Here is a 21,887-nt window from a genome sequence, read left to right on the forward strand (position 1 = left end):
GCAGTGCGCTTCTTCGACCTGGCAGGAGCAGCGCTCTCGGTCTTGGCCGCTTCAGTCGTCTTGGCAGTCCGCGTCTTCGTCCGGGCTGGAGCTGCGCTCTCGGCCTTGGGCGCTTCCGCCTTGGCAGTGCGCTTCTTCGTCCGGGCGGGAGCGGCACTCTCGGTCTTGGCCGCTTCAGCCTTGGCAGTGCGCTTCTTCGGCCTGGCGGGAGCGGCACTCTCTGCGGATTTGGTCGCCGCGGCCTTGGTCGCCTCAGCCTTGGCCATGTGCGACCGCTGCGCGGCCTTGGCTTCGCTCTGTCCTTCGGACGACTGTCCACTGCGCTTGCGTCGCCGCGGCGTGCCCTGCTCGGTGACGGCGTCGCCGCGCGGGGCCTCGATCGCGGCGGGCTGCTCGTCATGCTGGCGCTTGCGACGCATCCGCTCACGCCGCCCCATCCGCCCTTTGCGTTTACGCTTGCCGCCCACCTCCTCGGCCGGAGCCGGCGGATTCTCGACTCGCGTCTGCCGCGCGCGGGTCGGCGCCGGAGCGACCTTCTCGGCGATCAAAAAGTCGATCTTGCGACTGTCGAGGTCGACCCGGGCGACCTGCACGGTCACGCTGTCACCCAGCCGATAGGTGGTGCCGCTGCGATCGCCGCGCAGCTGGTGGCGCTCGGGCTGGAACTGGTAGTAGTCCGAGGGCAACGCGCTGATGTGCACCAACCCTTCGATGAAATAGTCGTCCAGGCGTACGAAGATGCCGAACTGAGTCACCGAGGCGATCTTGCCACCGAGCACCTCGCCGACCTTGTCAGCCATGAACTCGCACTTCAGCCAGTCCTCGACGTCACGGGTCGCCTCATCGGCGCGGCGCTCGGTCATCGAACAGTGCTCGCCGAGCTCGACCATCTGTACGTCGGTGTAGGGGCACCAGCGCTGCGCCGGCTCGACCGGCGTATCTTCGACCCGCTCGACGTTGCCGCTCTTCTGCCCGCTGCGAATCACCGAGCGGATGGCGCGGTGCACGATCAGATCGGGGTAGCGACGGATCGGCGAGGTGAAGTGGGCATAGGCGGCATAGGCGAGGCCGAAGTGGCCTTCGTTGTGCGGCGAATAGACCGCCTGCATCATGCTGCGCAGCATCACCGTCTGGATGATGTCCGCATCGGGGCGCTGGCTGATCGCTTCACGCAGCACCTGGTAGTCGCTCGGGTTCGGCTCGTCGCCGCCGCCCAGGCTCAAACCGAGCTCGGCGAGGAACACGCGCAGATTGGCCAGCCGCTCCGCGGAGGGGCGCTGGTGGACGCGGTACAGCGCCGGCAGCTTGTGCTTGTCGAGGAAGCGCGCGGTGGCGACGTTGGCCGCCAGCATGCACTCCTCGATGATCTTGTGGGCGACGTTGCGCGAGCGCGGAACGATCTTCTCGATCTTGCGCTCGTCGTTGAAGATGATCTGGGTTTCGGTGGTCTCGAAGTCGATCGCACCCCGCTCGGTGCGCGCCGTGCGAAGCACCTGGTAGAGCCCGTGGAGATCCTCGACCGCCGGCAGCACCGCGGCGTATTCGCGGCGCAGGCGACGCCCCTCCTCGCTTTCGGGCGCCTCGAGCATCGCGCCGACCTTAGTGTAGGTCAGCCGGGCGTGGGAGCGCATCAGCCCCTCGTAGAACTTGTAGCGGCTGATCTCGCCTTTCTTCGAGATGTTCATCTCGCAGACCATGCAGAGGCGATCGACGTCGGGGTTGATCGAACAGAGGCCGTTGGAGAGCAGCTCCGGAAGCATCGGCAGCACCTGCCCCGGGAAATAGACCGAATTACCCCGGCTGCGCGCTTCGACGTCGAGCGGCGTATCGACGCCGACGTAATAGGAGACGTCGGCGATTGCGACGATCAGCTTCCAGCTGCCCGACTTGGTGCGATAGGCATGCACCGCGTCGTCGAAGTCCTTCGCATCCTCGCCATCGATGGTGACCAGCGGCAGGTCGCGCAGGTCGACACGTCCATGCTTGTCCTGCTCCAGCACTTCAGCGGAGATGCCTCGAATCTGCGCTTCGACCTCGTCGGGGAAATCCGAGGGCAGGTCGTGTTCGCGGATCGCGATCTCGATCTCCATCCCCGGGTCCATCCGCTCACCGAGGACTTCGATCACTTCACCCTGGGGCCGTGCCCGAAGCGCGGGCTGCTGGGTGATGCGAACCGCCACTACCTGGCCGTCCCGAGCACCGTTGGTGGCGGTCGGCGGTACCAGCACCTCATGAGCGATGCGGGAGTTTTCCGGTATCAGCGCCGCGAATCCCGTCTCGCTCGAGTGTTCGCGGAAAATACCGATCAGCGTCTGGGTGTTGGCGGCGGTGACCTCGACGATGGTCGCCTCGGGGCGGCCGCGGCGATCACGACCGCTGACCCGCGCCACCACGAGGTCACCGTCGAAGACGCGGCGCATCTGCCGCGGCGGCAGGATGAGGTCGGGTTTTTCTCCATCCTTGCGCGAGAGGAAGCCGATACCGTCGCGATGACCGATCACCCGCCCCTCGATCAGCTCAGAGGGATCGATGGTCTGGTAGGCGCCATCGCGGGTCTTGAGGATCTGCCCGTCGCGTTCCATGGCGATCATCCGCCGCCGCACCGCTTCTCGCTGTTCCTCGTCCTCGAGGCCCAAAAGCCGGCTCATGTTCTCGTGAGTCAAAGGCTTGCCATGGGCAGCGAGACGCTCGAGCAGAAATTCACGGCTGGGAATGGGCTTATCGTAATTATTGGCTTCGCGCTCGGCGTTGGGGTCTTCGCTCAACGTCCACTGCTTCATGAATACGTCCCTGACTGATTGGATACCGACCGGCTGGATGCGGCGAAAGAATGAGGGCGCGGCATGGGGGACTTCGCTGTGACAAAGACGAACGCGCGCTCGGAAGATGTGAGGGTAACGGAGGTATTGCCGTGGAACCCGATCACGGATTCATATGGAGTGGTTGACATGCGACGAGTATAGCCGCCACTTAGGTACGAACCCAAGCGACGTTTCCGTCTCGCGGTGCTTTTCATCCCGCCCCTCTTGCAACGAAGAAAAAAAAAGGTATTATCTGCGGCCACTTGCCCGAGGCATCCCAAGCATATGGGGTCAGCCGAACTGCAGGCCCAGGTGGCGGAATTGGTAGACGCGCTAGCTTCAGGTGCTAGTGTCCTTACGGACGTGAAGGTTCAAGTCCTTTCCTGGGCACCACTGTTCTTTTCGGCCAGCTTGATATAGGCAAGGGCAAGACTGCAAGGCCCGGATGGCGGAATTGGTAGACGCGCTAGCTTCAGGTGCTAGTGTCCTTATGGACGTGAAGGTTCAAGTCCTTTTCCGGGCACCATATTGTTGGATCCACTTGTCAGACCCACCATGTCGGACCCCGCGGAAGAGCGGTGGTTCGGACAAGCCCAGGTGGCGGAATTGGTAGACGCGCTAGCTTCAGGTGCTAGTGTCCTTACGGACGTGAAGGTTCAAGTCCTTTCCTGGGCACCAAGATCATTCGAGAACCGGCCCCTGGCCGGTTCTTTCGTTTCCGCACGCCCCAATGCCATCCCACGCCGCCATCCCATCCAGCTCCCCACGCCTACCGTTCGGCGCGCTTCGCGGTCATCGGGCGGGAGGTCTGGGCGGCTCCCGCCGCGGCAATGATGATCGAAAGAACCGCCAGCCACTGCAGCGGTGTGAGCCGCTCGCTCAGGAAGATCAACCCCGACATGGCGGCAACTGCAGGCTCGAGGCTCATCAGCATGCTGAAGGTGCGCGACGGCATCCGTCGCAGGGCGACCATCTCGAGCGAATAGGGCAAGGCCGTGGAAAGCACGGCCACCGCCAACGCGACCGGCAGAAAGGCCGGCACGAACAGTTCGCCGCCGAGCCGGGCGATGCCGATCGGCATCGCCATCAGCGCCGCTACTACGGTACCCAGCGCCACGGTACGGCTGCCATGGTCGGTGCCCGCCTTGCGCCCATAGATGATGTAGAGCGCCCAACAGCCTCCGGCCGCAAGCGCGAATGCAGCGCCCAGCGGGTCGATCGGCGCCTGGGTCGCGCCTACCGGCAGCAGCAGCCAAAGCCCCAGCGCGACAAGGGCCACCCAAACGACGTCGAGCACCCGGCGCGAGGAGCACAGCGCTACGGCAAGCGGGCCGGTGAACTCCAGCGCTACCGCGATACCCAGCGGCACACGCTCGAGCGCTTGGTAGAACAGCATGTTCATCCCACCGAGCGCGAGACCATAGACCAGCAGCGAACGGCAGGAGTGCAGTCCAGGCCATCCACCCCGCCAAGGACGCATGATCGCGCAGAGCAGTAGCGCGGCGAGTCCCAGGCGAAGGGCTGAGACGCCCACCGCTCCAAGCGCGGGGAACAGGGTCTTGGCAAGCGCCGCCCCGGTCTGGATCGAGACCATCGCCACCAGCAGCAGCACGACGGGAAACCAGATGGAGCGAGAGGCGGTCAGGAGCGGCATGAGCAGTCAGCGGTCAGGCGCCGTAGCGACGGCAAGTGAATAAGGGGGCGCAAGGCTATCACGGCTGCCCAATGAGCGCGCCATGCTGGTGCACCCTTTCGCCTAGCCTCAGCCCCTTCGCTCGCTCAGTAGCGCGAAGGCCTGCGGGCATAGCGTTCGAGCTGCCAGCCGCTGGTATCGATCTGAGATTCCAACTGCGACTGGCCGTTCGCCGGCAGCCCAGGGAAGAAATCGAGTCCGGTACGGGCTTCGATCTCATCGATGCTGACCAGGTAGCGGTCGAGCGGTTCGTCGCCGCGCACGCGCTGGGGCATGATGAAGGCCAGCGCCCGGGGCCTCTGCCCCGCTGCTCCAGGCGCGACGACGATCTTGTAGAAAGCCTCGGGGATCGAGACGCAGGTCGGAAGCTCCAGCTCGATCAAACGCGCCAGCGAACGTTGGCATGAGGGGAGCCATTCGAAGCTCTCGCCGTAGATCGGTCCGCTGACCACCCAGAGCGTGCCGAAGCGAGGCAGCATGTCGTCCATCACCGCGGCCTCGAGGCGCTGCCATAGCTTGCGGTTGAGATCAGGGCGCTGCGGGGCGATGTTGGTCATCAGGAAGGTCTGCCGCTGGGCTTCTCGCCCATAGACGCTGGCGATCGCGTAGTTCGGCGCCATATGGCCGCGATCGTAACCGCTGCCGGTGTAGGCATCCGACGACAGCGGCAGCCCCGACCGCCAGTCGCGCTCGAATCCGTCGGGGCGTGGCAGGCGATAGGCGGGATGATCGGCATCGAGCCGGTAGAGCACCCAGAGCGGAGTCATCCGCAGGTCAGACCAGCCGACCAGGAAGCCCTCGTTGCGCAGGATACGATGGAAAGTGCGCCAGTCCAACGAGCGCTGCACCGCGGGCGGTCCTTCCCAGCTCATCCGCTCGCGATGTTCCTGCTCGCTGTAGTACCAGAGCCCGCCGATCACCACGGCGAACACCAGCCCCAAGAGCCCACCGCGCGCCAGCTTGCGAATCCAGCCGAACGGCCAGGGCAGCGACGCCGAACGCGCCTTGCGACGTCGCGCCATCAGCCTTCACCCCGGCCGGACTTCATCCTCGGGCAGCACGCGATGCACAACCCCTCGATCAACGACTCAAAAAAGAATCCAGCCTTCACGTCTTGCTCTTGTCATGCGTAGAACGGCCCAGGGCTACGCCCGGGTGGAAGAACACGGTGCCTAGAGGCCAACGGAGAACATCGTCTCCAGGTCATGACGGGAATGCACCTTGAGCGCTGACAGCGTCTCGGTGTCATGAATGCCCTCGATCTCATTGAGCCGCACGGTCACCAGCTGCGACAGGGCTTCGAAGTCGGCGACCCGGGCGACCGCGACGAGATCGACGCGCCCGCAGGTCGAGTAGACCTCGCTGATGCCCGGCACCTCGGCGAGACGCTCGGCAAGCGGCTGGATCGCGCCTTTTTCGGCGTTGATCAGGATGATGGCATTGATCATAGCGACTCTCACTGAGGTGACTGATCTGACACGACCGCGGCAGTATACCTGGATGCACCGTTACCTGCCCGCCTCGGCCGCGAGGAAAGAAGAAGGCCCGCGCGAGGCGGGCCCGGTGATGACGGGAAGCGGAGTCAGTGCAGCTCGGTGTCGCTGCTCGGCCACTGATAGCGCTGGACCAGCTCATCCCCTTCACGCGACTCGAGCCGCACCGGGAATCCCCACAATTGATGCAGATAGCGCAGTACCGAATGCACCGACCGCTCCATCGGACGACGGTCGCTACGCTGGTGGCGCAGGGTCAGCGAGCGGTCGCCATAGACGTCGGCCTCCCAGACCTGGATGTCAGGCTCGCGGTGGCCGAGCGCGTACTGGGACGAAAGCGCCTCGCGGAGCTGGCGATAGCCATCGTCGTCATGGATGGCGCCTATCTCGAGGGTCTCCTCGCGATCATCGTCGAGCAGCGCGAAGAGGCGCAGGTCACGCATCACCTTGGGTGAGAGGAACTGCTGGATGAACGACTCGTCTTTGAAGTTCTGCATCGCGAAATGCAGCGTCGGCAGCCACTCCGAGCCGGCGAGCTCGGGGAACCAGCGGCGGTCCTCGTCCGTCGGCGCCTCGCAGATCCGCTTGATGTCGGTGAACATCGCAAAACCGAGCGCATAGGGGTTGATGCCGTTGTAGTAGGGGCTATCGAAACCCGGCTGGGCCACCACCGAGGTATGCGACTGGAGGAACTCGAGCATGATCCCCTCGTCGATCAGCCTCTCGTCGTAGAGCTGGTGCATGATGGTGTAATGCCAGAAGGTCGCCCATCCCTCGTTCATCACCTGGGTCTGGCGCTGGGGATAGAAGTACTGCGCCATCTTGCGTACGATGCGCACCACTTCGCGCTGCCACGGTGCGAGCAGCGGCGCGTTCTTTTCCAGGAAGTAGAGCAGGTTCTCCTGCGGCTCCGCCGGATAGCGCCCGCGCCGATGCAGCCGCAGCGGATCGTTGCTGTCGTCCTCCTGCTCGCCCCCGGCCTGGAGCGGATGCGGAATGGTGCTCCATAGCATGTTGACCTGCGACTGCAAATAGGCCTCGCGCTCGGACTGGCGCTTCGCCTCCTCGGCGGCGGAGATCGGTGACGGACGCTTGTAGCGGTCGACGCCGTAGTTCTGCAGCGCATGGCAGGCGTCGAGCAGCTGCTCCACCGCATCGACCCCATGGCGCTCCTCGCATTCGGCGATGTAGCGCCGGGCGAACACCAGGTAGTCGACGATCGCCGACGCATCGGTCCAGGTACGAAACAGGTAGTTGCCCTTGAAGAACGAATTGTGCCCATAGCAGGCATGCGCGATGACCAGGATCTGCATCATCAGCGTGTTCTCTTCCATCAGATAGGCGATGCAGGGGTCCGAATTGATCACCAGCTCGTAGGCCAGCCCCATCTGCCCGCGGCGATAAGCCTGCTCGACCGACAGGAACTGCTTGCCGAACGACCAGTGGTGGTACCCGACCGGCATGCCGACGCTGGCATAGGCATCCATCATCTGTTCGGAGGTGATCACCTCGATCTGGTTGGGGTAGGTATCGAGCCGGTACTGCGCGGCTACCCGTGCGATCTCCCGCTCGAAACGCTCGAGATCGGAGAAGCTCCAGTCCGACCCTTTGCTCGGCTGGCGCTCATCGAGCCCTTCGCGCACATGGACTTCAGCCATCTTCTGCCTCCTCGAATCGAGAGCTTGGGCGCCGTTCAGGCAGCCTGGCGGCGCTTGAACAGTTCGCGGAAGACCGGATAGATATCGCTTGCCTCGACGATCTGCTGCATCGCGAACCGCTTGCCGTGCCGCTCGGCGACCCGGGTGTACTCCTCCCACAGCGCCTGGTGGGCATGGGGCGTGATCTCGACGTAGGCGAAGTAGCGCAAGAGCGGCATCAGCTTGTCGTCGAGCAGTCGCCGGCAGCTGACCGAGTCGTCGTCCCAGTTGTCGCCGTCCGAGGCCTGGGCGACGTAGAGATTCCAGTCACCCGGCGGATAGCGCTCCTCGATCACCTCGTGGAGCAGCCCGAGGGCGCTCGAGACGATGGTCCCGCCGGTCTCACGAGAGTAGAAGAACTCCTCCTCGTCCACCTCCTTGGCCGCGGTGTGGTGGCGAATGAACACCAGCTCGACCCGTTCGTAGTTCCGCTCGAGGAACAGGTAGAGCAGCAGGAAGAAACGCTTGGCGATGTCCTTGTGCGCCTGGGTCATCGAGCCGGAAACGTCCATGATGCAGAACATCACCGCCCGATTGGATGGCTGGGGCTGGTCGGCGAGCTGGTTGTAGCGCAGGTCGTAGGTATCGATGAACGGCACCGCCTCGAGCCGCTTCTCGAGCGCCTCGATTTCCCCCTTGAGCTCACGGATCCGTGACGGGTTGCGCAGCACCGGGTCCTTGCGCTCCTCCTCGTCGAGCGCCTCCTGGGCCTCGCGCAGCGCGCGACGGATCGGCGCACGCATCGCGATGCGCCGGGCATAGGCCTCGCGCATCGAACGCACTACGTTCATCCGCGCGGGCACTCCGTCTCGCCCGACCCCTGCGCGTACCGGGCGCACCTCGCGCATGTCGACCAGCTGCTTGCGCTCTAGATGCGGCAGCTCCAGCCCGTCGAAGACGAAATCGAGAAACTCCTCGCGCGAAAGAGAGAAGGCGAACTCGTCCATCCCTTCGCCCTGATTCGACGCCCGGCCATCGCCGCTGCCGTTTCCCCCACCGCCGCCGCTGGGCCGGCGCAGGCGGTCACCGGTGACGAACTCCTTGTTGCCGGGGCTGACGATGGTGCGATTGCCGCCCTGCCCATGACGGAACACCGGCTCGGAGATATCGCGGGCGGGTATGCTGACCTTCTCGCCGCGCTCCATGTCGGTGATCGAGCGCCGGTTGATCGACTCCTCCACCGCCCGCTTGATGTGACTGCGATAGCGACGCAGGAACCGCTGCCGGTTGACTGCGCTCTTGTTGCGGGCATTAGCCCGCCGATCGATGAAGTAACTCATGCACATCCACCTCCCTTGCAGAGACCAGCGCGCCTTCGTTGACCTCGAGGCGCGGCGGCGAAGGGTGCCGGAGGGGCCGCCGGTCCCGCCATAGCTCGGGACCGGCGGCACGCAGGCCGGGGCCACCCCCGCGTCGGCGCCGCCGCTACTGCGACTTGCGCACTCGCAGGTACCATTCCGAAAGCAGGCGTACCTGCTTCTCGGTGTAGCCTCGCTCGACCATTCGCGCGACGAAGTCCTCATGCTTCTTGCGATCGGAGTTGGAAGCCTTGGCATTGAAGGAGATCACCGGGAGCAGCTCCTCGGTGTTGGCGAACATCTTGTGCTCGATCACCCCTTTGAGTTTCTCATACGACTGCCAGCTCGGATTGCGGCCGTTGTTCTGCGCCCGGGCACGAAGCACGAAATTGACCACTTCATGGCGGAAGTCCTTGGGATTCGAGATGCCTGCCGGCTTCTCGATCTTCTCGAGCTCCTCGTTGAGCGATTGCCGGTTGAACAGCTCGCCGGTCTCGGGCTCGCGAAACTCCTGATCCTGGATCCAGAAGTCGGCGTAGGTGACATAGCGGTCGAAGATGTTCTGCCCATACTCGCTGTAGGACTCGAGGTAGGCGGTCTGGATCTCCTTGCCGATGAAATCGACGTAGCGCGGCGCCAGGTACTCCTTGATGAAGCGCAGGTAGCGCTCGTGGGTCTCCTTGGGCAGCTGCTCCTGCTCGATGCGCTGCTCGAGCACGTAGAGCAGGTGCACCGGGTTGGCCGCCACTTCATGTGTGTCGAAGTTGAACACCCTGGAGAGGATCTTGAAGGCGAAGCGGGTCGAGAGCCCCTCCATCCCCTCATCGACCCCGGCGGCGTCGCGATACTCCTGTATCGACTTGGCGCGAGGATCGGTATCCTTCAGGTTCTCCCCGTCGTAGACCCGCATCTTCGAGTAGACGTTGGAGTTCTCCGGCTCCTTGAGCCGCGAGAGCACCGAGAACTGCGCCAGCATGCGCAGCGTGTCCGGCGCGCAAGGCGCCTTGGAGAGCGAGGAGTGCTCGAGCAGCTTCTCGTAGATCTTCATCTCCTCAGTGACACGCAGCGTATAGGGCACCTTGACGATGTAGACGCGGTCGAGAAACGCCTCGTTGTTGCGATTGTTGCGGAACTGCTGCCATTCCGACTCGTTGGAGTGCGCCAGCACCACCCCGTCGAACGGGATCGCCCCCATGCCTTCGGTCGGGTTGTAGTTACCCTCCTGAGTCGCGGTCAGCAGCGGATGGAGCACCTTGATCGGTGCCTTGAACATCTCGACGAACTCGAGCAGCCCCTGGTTGGCGCGGCACAGCCCGCCTGAGTAGCTGTAAGCATCGGGGTCGTCCTGGGAGAACATCTCGAGCTTCCTGATGTCGATCTTGCCGACCAGCGCCGAGATGTCCTGGTTGTTGTCATCGCCCGGCTCGGTCTTGGCGATCGCCACCTGGTTGAGCCGCGAGGGCATCAGCTTGACCACCCTGAAGCGGGTCAGGTCGCCGCCGTACTCCTTGAGCCGTTTGGCGGCCCAGGGCGACATCAGCGAGCGCAGGTAGCGCTTCGGAATGCCGTACTCCTTCTGCAGCAGCTCGGCATCCTCCGGGCCGAACAAACCGAGCGGGGATTCGTAGACGGGGGAATCCTTGATCGCATAGAAGGGCACTTTTTCCATCAGCGCCTTGAGACGCTCGGCGAGCGACGACTTGCCACCGCCGACGGGACCGAGCAGATAGAGGATCTGTTTGCGCTCCTCGAGCCCCTGAGCGGCGTGGCGGAAGTAGGAAACGATCTGTTCGATCGCCTCTTCCATACCGTAGAACTCTTCGAAGGCCGGATAACGGCGAATCAACTTGTTCGAGAAAATGCGCGAGAGGCGCGAATCCCTGGACGTATCGATCACCTCCGGCTCCCCGATCGACATCAGCATCCGTTCGGCCGCGCTGGCGTAGGCCCCGGGCTCCTGCCGGCAAAGCTCCAGGTACTCCTGAAGGCTCATCTCTTCCTGCTGAGCCCGCTGATAGCGATTCTGCACATGATCGAAGATGCTCATCGAAGCCTCCCGGGCTTACCGTCCCTTCCCAAAGGCGGCGAACCGCCCGGACGGTGATTACAGTGGTTTACCGCACAAGCCACACTCCTACCTACGTTTCATCGATGCCTCCCGGCAGAAACGATCGGGAGTCTAGGGGGCGATCCCTCCGCCCCAAGGAGCACGACCTTGGCCGTACTCACATAATCACTACAGCACAATGACGGCGAATGCCAAGGGCAGAAACGTCGGTCTCGACAAGCGCCTATCTAACCAGGTGCAAAAAGAGTGCCCAATGCACTGCGACGGGAAGCACTTTTCTTCCCTTTGCGCCATCGTCGTGCGTCAACCGGCGCTTTGCATCCCGACCCCGGCCAATCCCACGCGAACGTCCTCGAGCAGCGCATCTATCGCTTCCCTGCTGGTATCCCAAGCGCATACGAAGCGTGCCCCGCCGTCACCGATGAAGGTATAGAACGTCCAGCCTCGGTCCTTCAGGTAGCGCTGCGCTTTCGCTGGCAGATCAACGAATACCGCGTTGGCTTGAACTGGAAACATCGGCGCGAGGCCAAGTCGCTCCAGACCGGTTCCGAGATGGCGTGCCATAGCATTAGCATGCACCGCATTGGTGCGCCAAGCACCCGTTTCGATCAGTCCGAGCCAAGGTGCAGCGATGAAGCGCATCTTGGACGCCAGCTGCCCCGCCTGCTTGCAGCGGTATTCGAAGCCCCGGGCCAGCTCATGATCGAAGAAGATCACCGCTTCACCGACCGCAGTACCGTTCTTGGTACCCGAAAAGCACAGCACATCGACCCCGGCTTCCCAGCTCAGCGCCCGAGGCGGCAGATCGAGCGCGGCGCAGGCGTTGGCGAAACGCGCACCATCCATGTGCACCTTGAGTCCGTGCCGGTCCGCCATCTCACGCAGCGCTGCGAGCTCATCGGGGCGGTAGAGAGTGCCCACCTCGGTGGACTGGGTAATCGACAGCGCTCGCGGCTGTGGATAATGGATGTCCCGGCGACGCACCACCATGCGTTCGACGTCCAAAGGCGCCACCTTACCTTCGTCACCGGGCACGCTGAGCAGCTTGGCGCCATTGGAGAAGAACTCCGGCCCGCCACACTCATCGGTTTCGATGTGGGCGAGCTGATGGCAGATGACCGACTGGTAAGGCTGGCAGAGCGTCGCCAAGGCCAGCGAATTCGCCGCAGTGCCATTGAACACGAAGAAGACTTCGCAATCGGTCTCGAACAGCTCACGGAAGCGGTCCGAAGCGCGCGCGGTCCACCCGTCGTTACCATAGGCGGGCACATCGCCTCGATTGGCTGCGAGCAGGTATTCGAGCGCCTGGGGGCATATCCCCGATGTGTTGTCGCTGGCGAGAAAGCGAGGCGAGGCAGCCTGATCCGGCAATTCGTGCAGTGTCCGCCGACAGCCGGTTGGATCCTTCGTCATGACGGTTCGACCTCTCGACTATCCGTAAATTCCCCGCCCTGACGCCATCGCCGCCGATCGCGCCACGGCGTTTCGATGCAGGCGGCCAAGGCCACCATAGACCCAAGTTACGCCTGTCATGATTCGAATGACATCCCCCCGCAGCGCCTGAAACCCACCGACACAGGTCACCTTGATGCATGCCGTCGAGCAAGATGGGCCAAGCGCAGCCACTGCGGCATGGCGGAGGATGACGTAGCACGAGCGCGGGCAGGGCCGGCGCCTGGTTCTTCGCCACCGGATGGAATCGGTCCCTCGAGATCCACCTCGACATACGCGGATACTGGCGTGTCTTCGCCGATGGTCGAATTCCGCCGCTTCGAAGCGCTGGACTAGAGTGTCAGCCAACCTCGGGATTGGAACGCCCGCGATCTGAAATCGTTACCAGGAAGGCCTTCGCCATGGATAGAGCCAGAGGCGCGCTCGCGCAGCGCAGCAAGCGCATCACCATCCACGAAGTCGCCGAGGACGCAGGAGTTTCCAAGACCAGCGTCTCGCGCTATCTCGGCGAGGAACGCAAGCTGCTCTCCGAGACGCTGCAGACACGCATCGAAGCCTCCATCGCGCGCCTCGGCTTCCGACCCGATCGCATCGCCAGCAGCCTGCGCGGCAGGCGTACCCGGCTGATCGGCATGGTCGTGGCCGACATCACCAACCCTTACACGGTGATGATGATGCACGGCGTCGAAACCGCCTGCCGCCGACTCGGCTATACGCTGGTGGTATGCAATACCGACCGGGACACCGAGCTCGAACGCAAGCATCTGGAAGTGCTGCGCGCCTACAGCGTCGAAGGGCTGGTGATCAATACCCTCGGCCAGGAGCGCGAGACCCTGCAGCAGTTGGTCGAAGAAGGCCTGCCGATCGTGCTGGTCGACCGCCAGGTGGAAGGCATCGATGTGCTCACGGTCGGCCTGGACAATCGCCAAGCGATCCGGCTCGGCCTCGACCACTTGGCCGAGTGCGGTTTCGAGGAGGTGCTCTACGTTACCGAACCCCTGGCGGGAATCAGTTCACGCCGCGAGCGGGTCGAAGCCTTCGAAACGCAGATCCAGGCACGCTCGGGCCAGCTCACCGGCGCGCTGCTGACGCTGGATGGGGATCATCAGGATCAGGCGCTGATCTCGAGACTCGAGCGGCTGCTGCGCGAGTCGACGGCGCCGGCGGTGTTCTGCGCCAACGCCCCGGTGACGCTACGGGTCTGCCAGGCGCTCGATCGTCTCGGCGCATTGAAAGACATCGGGCTGATCGCGATCGACGAGCAGGACTGGTCTGCGCTGGTCGCAGGCGGGATCACCACGCTCGCCCAGCCCACCGACGCGATCGGTGAAGCGGCGATGACAGCCCTGGTCCAAGGCGGACACGATGGTGGTGGCGAGCCATCCCATCGCGTGTTTCCAGCCACGCTCAAGCCTCGCGGTTCGACCACCGCCCGCGCCAAACCGATGCACTCCAACGCTTGATCCATGCGGCTGGCGGGCGCCGGAAGCGCCCGCCAGCCCCCTAAATGACCGACCAGGATAGATATCGATGAGTACACCCGTCTTCGTCTGCACTTCTTCTTTCGGCGCCCGCTACGTGCGCCAGCATGGGCAGGCCCATGCGGCCCGACTGATGCGCGACGCCGGCGCAAGTGGCGTGGAGATCCGCCAGGAGCTGATCGATCTGCGCGACCAGCCCTTGTCCCGACTCGGTGCCGATATCGCCGAACTGGGGCTGGATTGCCACTACTCGAGCACCGATCTGCTCTGGCTCGGCGAGCATCTCAACGATCGCATCGAAGAGTCGATCGAGGTCGCGCAGACGCTGGGCGCCAAGCTGTTGAAGGTGGCGATAGGCAATCTGCCGGAGCGCGAGGAGATACGCGACGAGACGCTGGCCAGGCTCGGCCGGATGCTCGAAGGCCGCTCGCTCGAGCTTGCGCTCGAAAACGACCAGACCCCGCGCGGTGGTACGCCTGAGGCGCTGCTCGGGGCGCTCGACGCATTCGATCGCGCAGGCATTCATGACGTCGGCATCACCTTCGATATCGGCAACTGGCGCTGGCTCGGCATCAATGCCAACGATGCGGCGCAGATGCTCGGCGAGCGCGTGATCTATGTGCACTGCAAGGGCGTGGTCCAGCGCCAGCAGACGCTTCATGCTGCGCCCCCAAGCGCACTGGAACTCTCCGAATGGTCGGCCTACTGGCATCAATTCCCGGCGCGCGTGGCGCGCAGCATCGAGTTTCCGCTGGTCAGCAGCGATGACATCGATCATCCCGATGAGACCCTGGTCGCCGCCGCGCGCCCGTGGATCGAGCGCCTCGCGCACTTCTGAAACGAAGCCGATCCACGGCGGAGGGACGAGCGCCAGCGCCTCTCCCTCGCCTTCCCGGGTCACCTTGAACTGGCACAGGAACCGTTACCATGACTCCATCGCATCGCCACTCCCCCAGCGCAGCCGAGGGCGACTTCGACTACGATGTCGCCGGCTTCGGCGAAAGCATGGCGCTGTTCACCGCCCAGCAAATGGGCGATCTGGCCCAGGCGACGCAGTTCGAGAAAAGCGTCTCCGGCGCCGACAGCAACGTCGCCACGGGCCTGGCCCGACTCGGGTTCAAGGTGCTCTGGCACTCTCGCGTCGGCGCCGACAGCTTCGGGCGTTTCATCATCGACGCCCTGCAGCGGGAAGGCATCGATTGCTCACCGGTGAGCACCGACGACGGCGCCCCCACCGGTTTCCAGATCAAGTCTCGGCGCGAGGACGGTGGGGACCCCGAGGTCGAGTCGTTTCGTCGGGACACCGCGGCGAGTCGGATGTCGATCGACGATATCGACCACCGCCTGCTCCGCGCTCGTCACCTGCACTGTACCGGGATTCCTCCCGCGCTGGGCCCGCACGCCCGTGAGCTGAGCCGGGAAGCGATGCGCCGCATGCGCGCGGCGGGGCGGAGCATCTCCTTCGATACCAACCTGCGCCCGGGGCTCTGGCCCGATCGCGCGACCATGGTGGCAGAAGTCAATGCCCTCGCCTGCCTCGCCGACTGGGTGCTGCCCGGCATCGAGGAAGGGCAGCTCTTGACCGGCCACCACGCCCCCGACGCGATCGCCGACTTCTATCTCTCGCGCGGCGTGAAGCAGGTGGTCATCAAGCTCGGCGCCGATGGTGCCTTCTACAAGGATGCCGGCGGCGAGCGCTTCCACCAGCCACCGATTCCAGTCGCCCAGGTGGTCGACACCGTGGGCGCCGGGGACGGCTTTGCCGTCGGCTTCATCAGCGCCCGCCTCGACGGGTTGGATGCCGCCGCCGCGGTGCTGCGCGGGGCGCTGATCGGTGCGCGCCAGGTGCAGGTACTCGGCGACAGCGCCGGCCTGCCGGATCGCACAGCACTTGAGCGGCTGCTAGCCAGCCGTCCGGTAACCACCCCGGCCTGAATCGCCTCTAACCCACTCGGTGTCGCCCGGATGGCGATGCCGGCACTCAGCGACCATAGCGGTCGCCCCAGCAGGACCGGCGACGGCGCCCGAAGATACCGCATAGCAGCGTAGCGAGCGCCTTCTCGACTCTCATCCGCGTGATGGCACGGAGACTATTTCCATGGCCACGATGTCCACTACCAGCCACGGTGCCCAACAGGCCCAGGCAAAGATAGACAACAAGGATCTCAGACGCGCCGCCTGGGCCTGCTCCCTCGGCAGCGCCCTGGAGTACTACGACTTCGCCCTCTACAGCCTCGCCTCGGCGCTGATCTTCGGGCCGCTGTTCTTCCCCGAGCAGACCGTGGCGATGCAGCTGATCCTGAGCTTCGGTACCTACTTTCTCGGCTTCGCCGTACGTCCGATCGGCGGCATCGTATTCGGTGCCCTGGGTGATCGGCTCGGGCGCAAGTTCGTGCTGACCACCACGGTCATGCTGATGGGGGTCTCGAGCACCCTGATCGGCCTGCTGCCGACCTTCCATTCGGCCGGCTACCTGGCGCCCGCGCTGCTGGTGCTGCTGCGTATCTGCCAGGGGCTCGGCGCCGGCGCCGAGCAGGCGGGCGCCGCGGTGCTGATGACCGAGTATGCGCCGAAGGGCAAACGGGGCTTCTATGCCGCGCTGCCGTTCACAGGCGTGCAGGCCGGCACGGTACTTGCCGCCGGGGTCTATTTCCTGATGCTCTACGGCGTCGAGGACATTGCCGCGAGCTGGCTCTGGCGCGTGCCGTTCCTCTGCAGCGCGGTGATCGTCGGCGTCGCGCTCTACATGCGACTGCATATGAAGGAGTCACCGACCTTCACCAAGCTCGCCGCCCGCGAACAGGTCGCCGAGAATCCCCTGCGCCAAGTGATTCGCCACTCCAAGCGCAACGTGCTGACCGGCATCGGCCTGCGCATGGCGGAAAACGGCGGCTCGTCGATCTACCAGGCGCTGGCGGTCAGCTACATCGCAGGCGTGGTCGGCGTGCAGGGGCCGATCGGTGCGCTCTCGCTGGTGAGCGCTGCCACCATCGGCGCATTCACCGTGCTGTTCGCCGGCATCGCCAGCGATCACTTCGGCCGGCGGGCGGTCTACCGCTTCTTCGCCATCTTCCAGCTGGTGATCGCCTTCCCGGTCTGGTGGGTGCTGAGCCAGGGCGAGATCTTCTCGACCATCGCCGCGATCACCGTCGCACTGGGCATCGGCACCTGGGGGATGTTCGGCACCCAAGGCTCACTGATGCCGGAGCTGTTCGGCGCCCGCTATCGCTACATGGGCGTGTCGATCTCACGCGAGATATCCTCAGTGCTCGCCGGCGGTATCGCACCACTGATCGGCGCCGCGCTGATCGCCGCCACCGCGGCCTGGATGGGCGGTGACCCGGCGATGCGCATCCATGCATGGATACCGATCGCCACCTACCTGTCGCTGCTCACCTTGATTACCGTGGTGGTCTCCTTCCGCATGCCGGAGACGCTCAATCGCGATCTCGACGCCCACGAGGACGCCAAGTGAGCCTGAACCCGGGCTTAGGTGGACCACCAGCAAACGTGGCATGCTGTGACGACCTCCCGGCCAAGACGCCGCAGCCACTCCAACGTCCAACTCCGCGAGGGCCTTCCGCCCTCGCGCTTCGACAAGGAAACGATCGATGAGCAAAACCGTGGTGGTATTCAATCGCCCTCTCGAAGAAGCGCTCAAGGCCAAGCTCGAGCAGCACTTCGAAGTCGCCGACTACTCCCATCTCAAGGATCCTAGCGAGGACCCCGGCTTTCTCGAAGTGCTAGGGCGCGCCGAGGGCGCGATCGGCTCGAGCCTCAAGTTCGGCCAGGAGCTGATCGACCGCGCGCCCAATCTCAAGGTGGTCTCGAGCATCTCGGTAGGCGTCGACAACTTCGATGTCGAAGCGCTGAGCCGACGCGGCATCCTGCTCTGCCATACGCCCGACGTACTGACCGAAACCACCGCCGACACCGGCTTCGCCCTGATCATGGCCACCGCCCGCCGCGTCGTCGAGCTGGCCGACTGGGTACGCGATGGCCAGTGGAAGGAGAGCCTCACCCCGGCGTACTTCGGCGTCGACGTCCAGGGTGCGACCCTTGGGGTGGTCGGCATGGGCCGGATCGGCGCGGCAATCGCCCGGCGCGGCAAGTTCGGCTTCAACATGCGGGTGCTCTACCACAACCGTTCGCGCAACCAGGAGTACGAGCGCGAGATCGGCGTCGAGTACCGTGAGCTAGATGCGCTGCTCGAACAGTCCGACTTCGTCTGCGTCACCGTGCCGTTCTCGAAGCAGACCGAAAAGATGTTCGGCAAGCGCGAGTTCGAGCTGATGGGACCGAAGACGATCTTCGTCAACATCGCCCGCGGCGGCGTGGTGGACGAACCAGCGCTGATCGAGGCACTGGAGCAGGGTACAATCCGCGCAGCCGGCCTCGACGTGTTCGTCAAGGAGCCAATCCCCGCGGACAACCCGCTGCCGCGAATGCGCAACGTCGTCGCCCTCCCCCATATCGGCTCGGCGACCGATGCGACTCGCTACGCGATGGCGGAACTGGCGGTCGACAACCTGGTTCGCGGCCTCGCCGGAGAGCGCCCGAAGGCCCCTTACAACTGGAAGGATCTGGATCGGGATTGAGCGTTGCCGCACTGGGACCAACCCGAGCTGCAAGTGTTGTAATATGACGAACACGAACGACGCAGGCGCGCCCGAACGCCTGCGTCGGCGCTCATTCCCCCGTTGCGAAGAAGCTTCCGGTTCATCCCCCCATCAACGGAGCATGTGTAATGTCCAAGCAGCAGATCGGCGTCATCGGCATGGCAGTCATGGGGCGCAACCTAGCGCTCAACATCGAAAGCCGTGGCTATAGCGTCTCGATCTTCAACCGCTCGCGCGAGAAGACCGATGAAGTGATGGCAGAGCATCCCGACAAACGCCTGGTGCCCAGCTACAGCATCGAGGAGTTCGTCGACTCGCTCGAAAAGCCGCGCCGCATCCTGCTGATGGTCCAGGCAGGTGAAGCTACCGACAAGACCATCGAAGCGTTGAAACCGCATCTCGACACGGGCGACATCCTGATCGACGGCGGCAACACGCTCTATACCGATACGATCCGCCGCAACAAGGAGCTTTCCGACGAAGGCTTCAACTTCATCGGCACCGGCGTCTCCGGCGGCGAGGAAGGCGCACTGAAGGGTCCGTCGATCATGCCCGGCGGACAGCGCGAAGCCTACGAGCTGGTCGCGCCGATTCTCGAGAAGATCGCCGCCCGCGCGCCGGACGGTGAACCCTGCGTGACCTACATCGGCCCAGACGGCGCCGGCCACTACGTGAAGATGGTGCACAACGGCATCGAGTACGGCGACATGCAGCTGATCGCCGAAGCCTACGCGCTGCTCAAGCACAGCCTGGGGCTCTCCAACGCGGAACTCGCCGAGATCTTCACCGAGTGGAACAAAGGCGAACTCGACAGCTACCTGATCGAGATCACCGCGCAGATCTTCACCAAGCGCGACGCCGACACCGACGCAGACGTACTCGATGTGATCCTCGACTCCGCCGGGCAGAAAGGCACCGGCAAGTGGACCAGCAAGAGCGCGCTGGACTTCGGCGTACCGCTGCCGCTGATCACCGAGTCGGTGTTCGCTCGTTTCATCTCCTCGCTGAAGGAAGAGCGGGTCAAGGCCTCCAAGCTGCTCAGCGGTCCCAAGCCGAAGCCTTTCACCGGCGACCGCGAAGCGTTCATCGAGAACGTGCGCCGGGCCCTGTACCTGAGCAAGATCACTTCCTACGCCCAGGGCTTCGCCCAGTTCAAATCGGCTTCCGAGAGCTTCGGCTGGGATCTCAAGTACGGCGAGATCGCCAAGATCTTCCGCGCCGGCTGCATCATCCGCGCGGGCTTCCTGCAGAAGATCACCGACGCCTACGAGCAACAGCCAGACATCGCCAACCTGCTGCTCGCCCCCTACTTCAAGGGCATCGCCGACGAGTACCAGGCGGCGCTGCGCGACGTGGTGGCCTATGCGGTCCAGCAGGGCATTCCGGCGCCGACCTTCTCCTCGGCGATCGCCTACTACGACAGCTATCGCTCCGAAACGCTGCCGGCCAACCTGATCCAGGCCCAGCGCGACTTCTTCGGTGCCCACACCTACAAGCGGCTCGACCGCGAAGGTGTGTTCCACACCGAATGGCTGGAAAAGTGATCCATCGCTGAGCGGCGTACCTCGCCGCCGAGAGCAAAGGGCTCGCCGCCAGGCGGGCCCTTTCGCTTTTTGGTGAATCGCCGCGAGCTCGTCCAGCTGCGTCGAGAACAATCGGTCGAATTTCGCAGGCAACTCCGAATATGGGTCGCCGATGCAACGTGCTTTCTCCAGCGCAGTGAATTTCCAATCTGGAAAATTCCGCTTACGAAGCCCTAGCCGCGGCCCAGATTTTCCCGCGCCCATTGCTCTGCACCGATGACATCCATTCCGTGCTGGGTGTTGTAAGCCTTGGCCACATCCCACGCCACTCCTCGGCCCATGGCGAAAACCGCCCGATACTTGCATAGGGTGTCATCCGGCTTTGCCGTCAGTTCGGCCTGCAGCTGCTGCACGCTCCACTCTCGCCGTTCAATCGATCGCCCGGTGACGCGCTCGACCACATCGGCTAACTCGGCATACGTTAGCGTGTCGCCGGCGGTGTATATCACCTGGTTCGCGATACGCGGTGCTTGCAATACGATGGCGGCGGTCAAGTTACCGATATCCTCGGGCGTGGTGACCGTCACAGCCGTATCCAGGCTGCCAAGCGCATTGACCCGCCCGGCCTGGAGGTCGACGACGCCGAACGACGGTTCGAACAAGAAGCTTGTGAACATCCCGGTCGACACGATCACCCATTCGGTCTGGTGTTGGGAACGCAGCATATCCCGCACATCCAGCTGTTCATCGAATAAATCCTGCGGGCTGCCTCGGCCGATGAGATCGTAATCGACGCCGAACTGCCACGGGAAATAGCGCTTCACTCCCGCTACCAGCGCCGCTTCGGTCAACTTGCGCTGAGTGCCTCGACCGGCGGCAAAGCCCACGCAGCTTATCACTGTGTCATAGCGCGCCATGACAGCGGCGAGTTCCGCCACTGTGGCACCGACCAAATCGGCAAGTTCGATCGCGATACCCAATGCGCGAATCTCTTCGATTTTCCCTCCCTTGCGCGATTCCCGGCCATTCAGGGATTCATGACGCAAAAGCACGCTGATACTCACGTCTTGCGACATGCGCCGAGCAGCCAGCCCCCGCAGCAAAGATAATCCCAGTTCTCCAGCACCCAGTACCAGAATACGTTGTTTGACGTTTGCAATATCGACTTGCATGGTTAGCTCCCGTGCAAAGCATTTCGACTTCGGACTGGAGATCTTGTCATGGTCATCGATACGCAAAAAGTAGGTACATCGGTGATACCTAGCGGTCTCGACGCGCAGGAAATAGTACGACGCTCTCAAGCGGCCTGCGCTGCGCTGAGCGACGATGAAGATGGTCTCAAGCGGGATATCCTGAGCCATTCGGGCAATCGGTGGTCGCTAGGAGTGGTCCACGCGCTTGGAGTGAGCAGCCCCCTGCGTCATGCCGAGTTACGAAGGCGGCTAGATGGAGTAACCCAACGCATGCTCACCCATACGCTGCGCCAGCTCGAGCGGGATGGGTTAATCACGCGCCACGACTTCCACGAGAAGCCCCTTCGCGTAGAGTACGCTTTGACTGACCTAGGGATGGGGCTGCTGGTGCAGATGATTCCGCTGTGGACTTGGGTAATGGAGAACGCCGATGGTTTTACCGCAGCGCGCCAACGCTATCACCGGCAGGCCAACGCTGTGCCATCGTCCAGATAGCGCCTCGGCGCTATCCAGCCGTGAGGCTGCATCATAGGCGATGATCGGCCCGGCGTAGGCGGATCAGACAGATA

General features: G+C 63.8%; 16 protein-coding genes and 3 tRNA genes. 10 read left to right on the forward strand and 9 right to left on the reverse strand.

All coding sequences use genetic code 11. The annotated features are described in order from the left end of the window. The coding region (gene rnr / locus Q376_RS23385) for a ribonuclease R (RefSeq protein WP_081803642.1) at window positions 1-2,780 on the reverse strand (2,780 nt) is incomplete at its 3' end. A 327-nt stretch (window positions 2,781-3,107) separates the two neighbouring features. Here rnr and Q376_RS0117930 point away from each other — a divergent pair. From Q376_RS0117930 to Q376_RS0117940, 3 genes are all read left to right on the forward strand, one after another. Then, window positions 3,108-3,194 (forward strand) — tRNA-Leu (locus Q376_RS0117930). Window positions 3,195-3,240: 46 nt separating this feature from the next. Continuing rightward, a tRNA-Leu gene (locus Q376_RS0117935) sits at window positions 3,241-3,327 on the forward strand. A 65-nt stretch (window positions 3,328-3,392) separates the two neighbouring features. After that, a tRNA-Leu gene (locus Q376_RS0117940) sits at window positions 3,393-3,479 on the forward strand. A gap of 91 nt (window positions 3,480-3,570) precedes the next feature. On the opposite strand, the gene rhtA is transcribed toward Q376_RS0117940, so the two are convergent. The 7 genes from rhtA to Q376_RS0117975 form a co-directional block, all read right to left on the reverse strand. After that, window positions 3,571-4,455, reverse strand: coding sequence for a threonine/homoserine exporter RhtA (rhtA, locus tag Q376_RS0117945; RefSeq protein ID WP_052365499.1), 885 nt, complete (start codon window positions 4,453-4,455; stop codon window positions 3,571-3,573). Window positions 4,456-4,580: 125 nt separating this feature from the next. After that, window positions 4,581-5,516, reverse strand: a complete 936-nt coding sequence (locus Q376_RS0117950) for a DNA/RNA non-specific endonuclease (protein ID WP_052365500.1) — start codon at window positions 5,514-5,516, stop codon at window positions 4,581-4,583. 150 nt (window positions 5,517-5,666) lie between these two features. Further along, the gene (locus Q376_RS0117955) at window positions 5,667-5,942 is read right to left on the reverse strand and encodes an Lrp/AsnC family transcriptional regulator (RefSeq protein ID WP_027351472.1); all 276 of its coding nucleotides are present in this window, start codon (window positions 5,940-5,942) and stop codon (window positions 5,667-5,669) included. 134 nt (window positions 5,943-6,076) lie between these two features. Beyond that, a complete protein-coding gene (locus Q376_RS0117960) occupies window positions 6,077-7,645 on the reverse strand; it encodes a SpoVR family protein (protein WP_043448652.1) in 1,569 nt (522 codons plus the stop codon). A gap of 35 nt (window positions 7,646-7,680) precedes the next feature. After that, window positions 7,681-8,964, reverse strand: coding sequence for a YeaH/YhbH family protein (locus tag Q376_RS0117965; protein ID WP_027351474.1), 1,284 nt, complete (start codon window positions 8,962-8,964; stop codon window positions 7,681-7,683). A 145-nt stretch (window positions 8,965-9,109) separates the two neighbouring features. Continuing rightward, window positions 9,110-11,029 carry a PrkA family serine protein kinase gene (locus tag Q376_RS0117970; protein WP_027351475.1) on the reverse strand — a complete coding sequence of 640 codons (1,920 nt, stop codon included), beginning with the start codon at window positions 11,027-11,029 and terminating at the stop codon, window positions 9,110-9,112. A 324-nt stretch (window positions 11,030-11,353) separates the two neighbouring features. Beyond that, entirely contained in the window at window positions 11,354-12,463 is a 1,110-nt protein-coding gene (locus Q376_RS0117975) for a threonine aldolase family protein (protein ID WP_052365501.1), read from the reverse strand. 440 nt (window positions 12,464-12,903) lie between these two features. Here Q376_RS0117975 and Q376_RS0117980 point away from each other — a divergent pair, with 440 nt between their 5' ends. From Q376_RS0117980 to gndA, 6 genes are all read left to right on the forward strand, one after another. Continuing rightward, window positions 12,904-13,965, forward strand: a complete 1,062-nt coding sequence (locus tag Q376_RS0117980) for a LacI family DNA-binding transcriptional regulator (RefSeq protein ID WP_027351477.1) — start codon at window positions 12,904-12,906, stop codon at window positions 13,963-13,965. Window positions 13,966-14,032: 67 nt separating this feature from the next. Beyond that, entirely contained in the window at window positions 14,033-14,821 is a 789-nt protein-coding gene (locus Q376_RS23390; RefSeq protein WP_052365502.1) for a sugar phosphate isomerase/epimerase family protein, read from the forward strand. Window positions 14,822-14,910: 89 nt separating this feature from the next. Beyond that, entirely contained in the window at window positions 14,911-15,918 is a 1,008-nt protein-coding gene (locus tag Q376_RS23395; RefSeq protein ID WP_052365503.1) for a sugar kinase, read from the forward strand. Between the two features lie 163 nt (window positions 15,919-16,081). Then, a complete protein-coding gene (locus Q376_RS0117995; RefSeq protein ID WP_027351478.1) occupies window positions 16,082-17,458 on the forward strand; it encodes an MFS transporter in 1,377 nt (458 codons plus the stop codon). 136 nt (window positions 17,459-17,594) lie between these two features. Next, window positions 17,595-18,581 carry a 2-hydroxyacid dehydrogenase gene (locus Q376_RS0118000; protein WP_027351479.1) on the forward strand — a complete coding sequence of 329 codons (987 nt, stop codon included), beginning with the start codon at window positions 17,595-17,597 and terminating at the stop codon, window positions 18,579-18,581. Window positions 18,582-18,730: 149 nt separating this feature from the next. Next, window positions 18,731-20,146 (forward strand): NADP-dependent phosphogluconate dehydrogenase, encoded by a 1,416-nt coding sequence (gndA, locus tag Q376_RS0118005; protein ID WP_027351480.1) that lies wholly within the window; start codon window positions 18,731-18,733, stop codon window positions 20,144-20,146. Between the two features lie 212 nt (window positions 20,147-20,358). Here the strand turns inward: gndA and Q376_RS0118010 are convergent, their stop codons facing one another. Next, on the reverse strand, window positions 20,359-21,486 hold the full coding sequence (locus Q376_RS0118010; protein ID WP_245598991.1) for an aromatic alcohol reductase: 1,128 nt from the start codon (window positions 21,484-21,486) through the stop codon (window positions 20,359-20,361). Here Q376_RS0118010 and Q376_RS0118015 point away from each other — a divergent pair. Then, on the forward strand, window positions 21,379-21,813 hold the full coding sequence (locus tag Q376_RS0118015) for a winged helix-turn-helix transcriptional regulator (RefSeq protein WP_043448741.1): 435 nt from the start codon (window positions 21,379-21,381) through the stop codon (window positions 21,811-21,813). The two genes, Q376_RS0118010 and Q376_RS0118015, sit on opposite strands and share 108 nt — an antisense overlap. Window positions 21,814-21,887 lie beyond the last annotated feature (74 nt).

Origin of the sequence: Halotalea alkalilenta DSM 17697 (assembly GCF_000621205.1) — a bacterium.
Lineage (GTDB): Bacteria > Pseudomonadota > Gammaproteobacteria > Pseudomonadales > Halomonadaceae > Halotalea > Halotalea alkalilenta.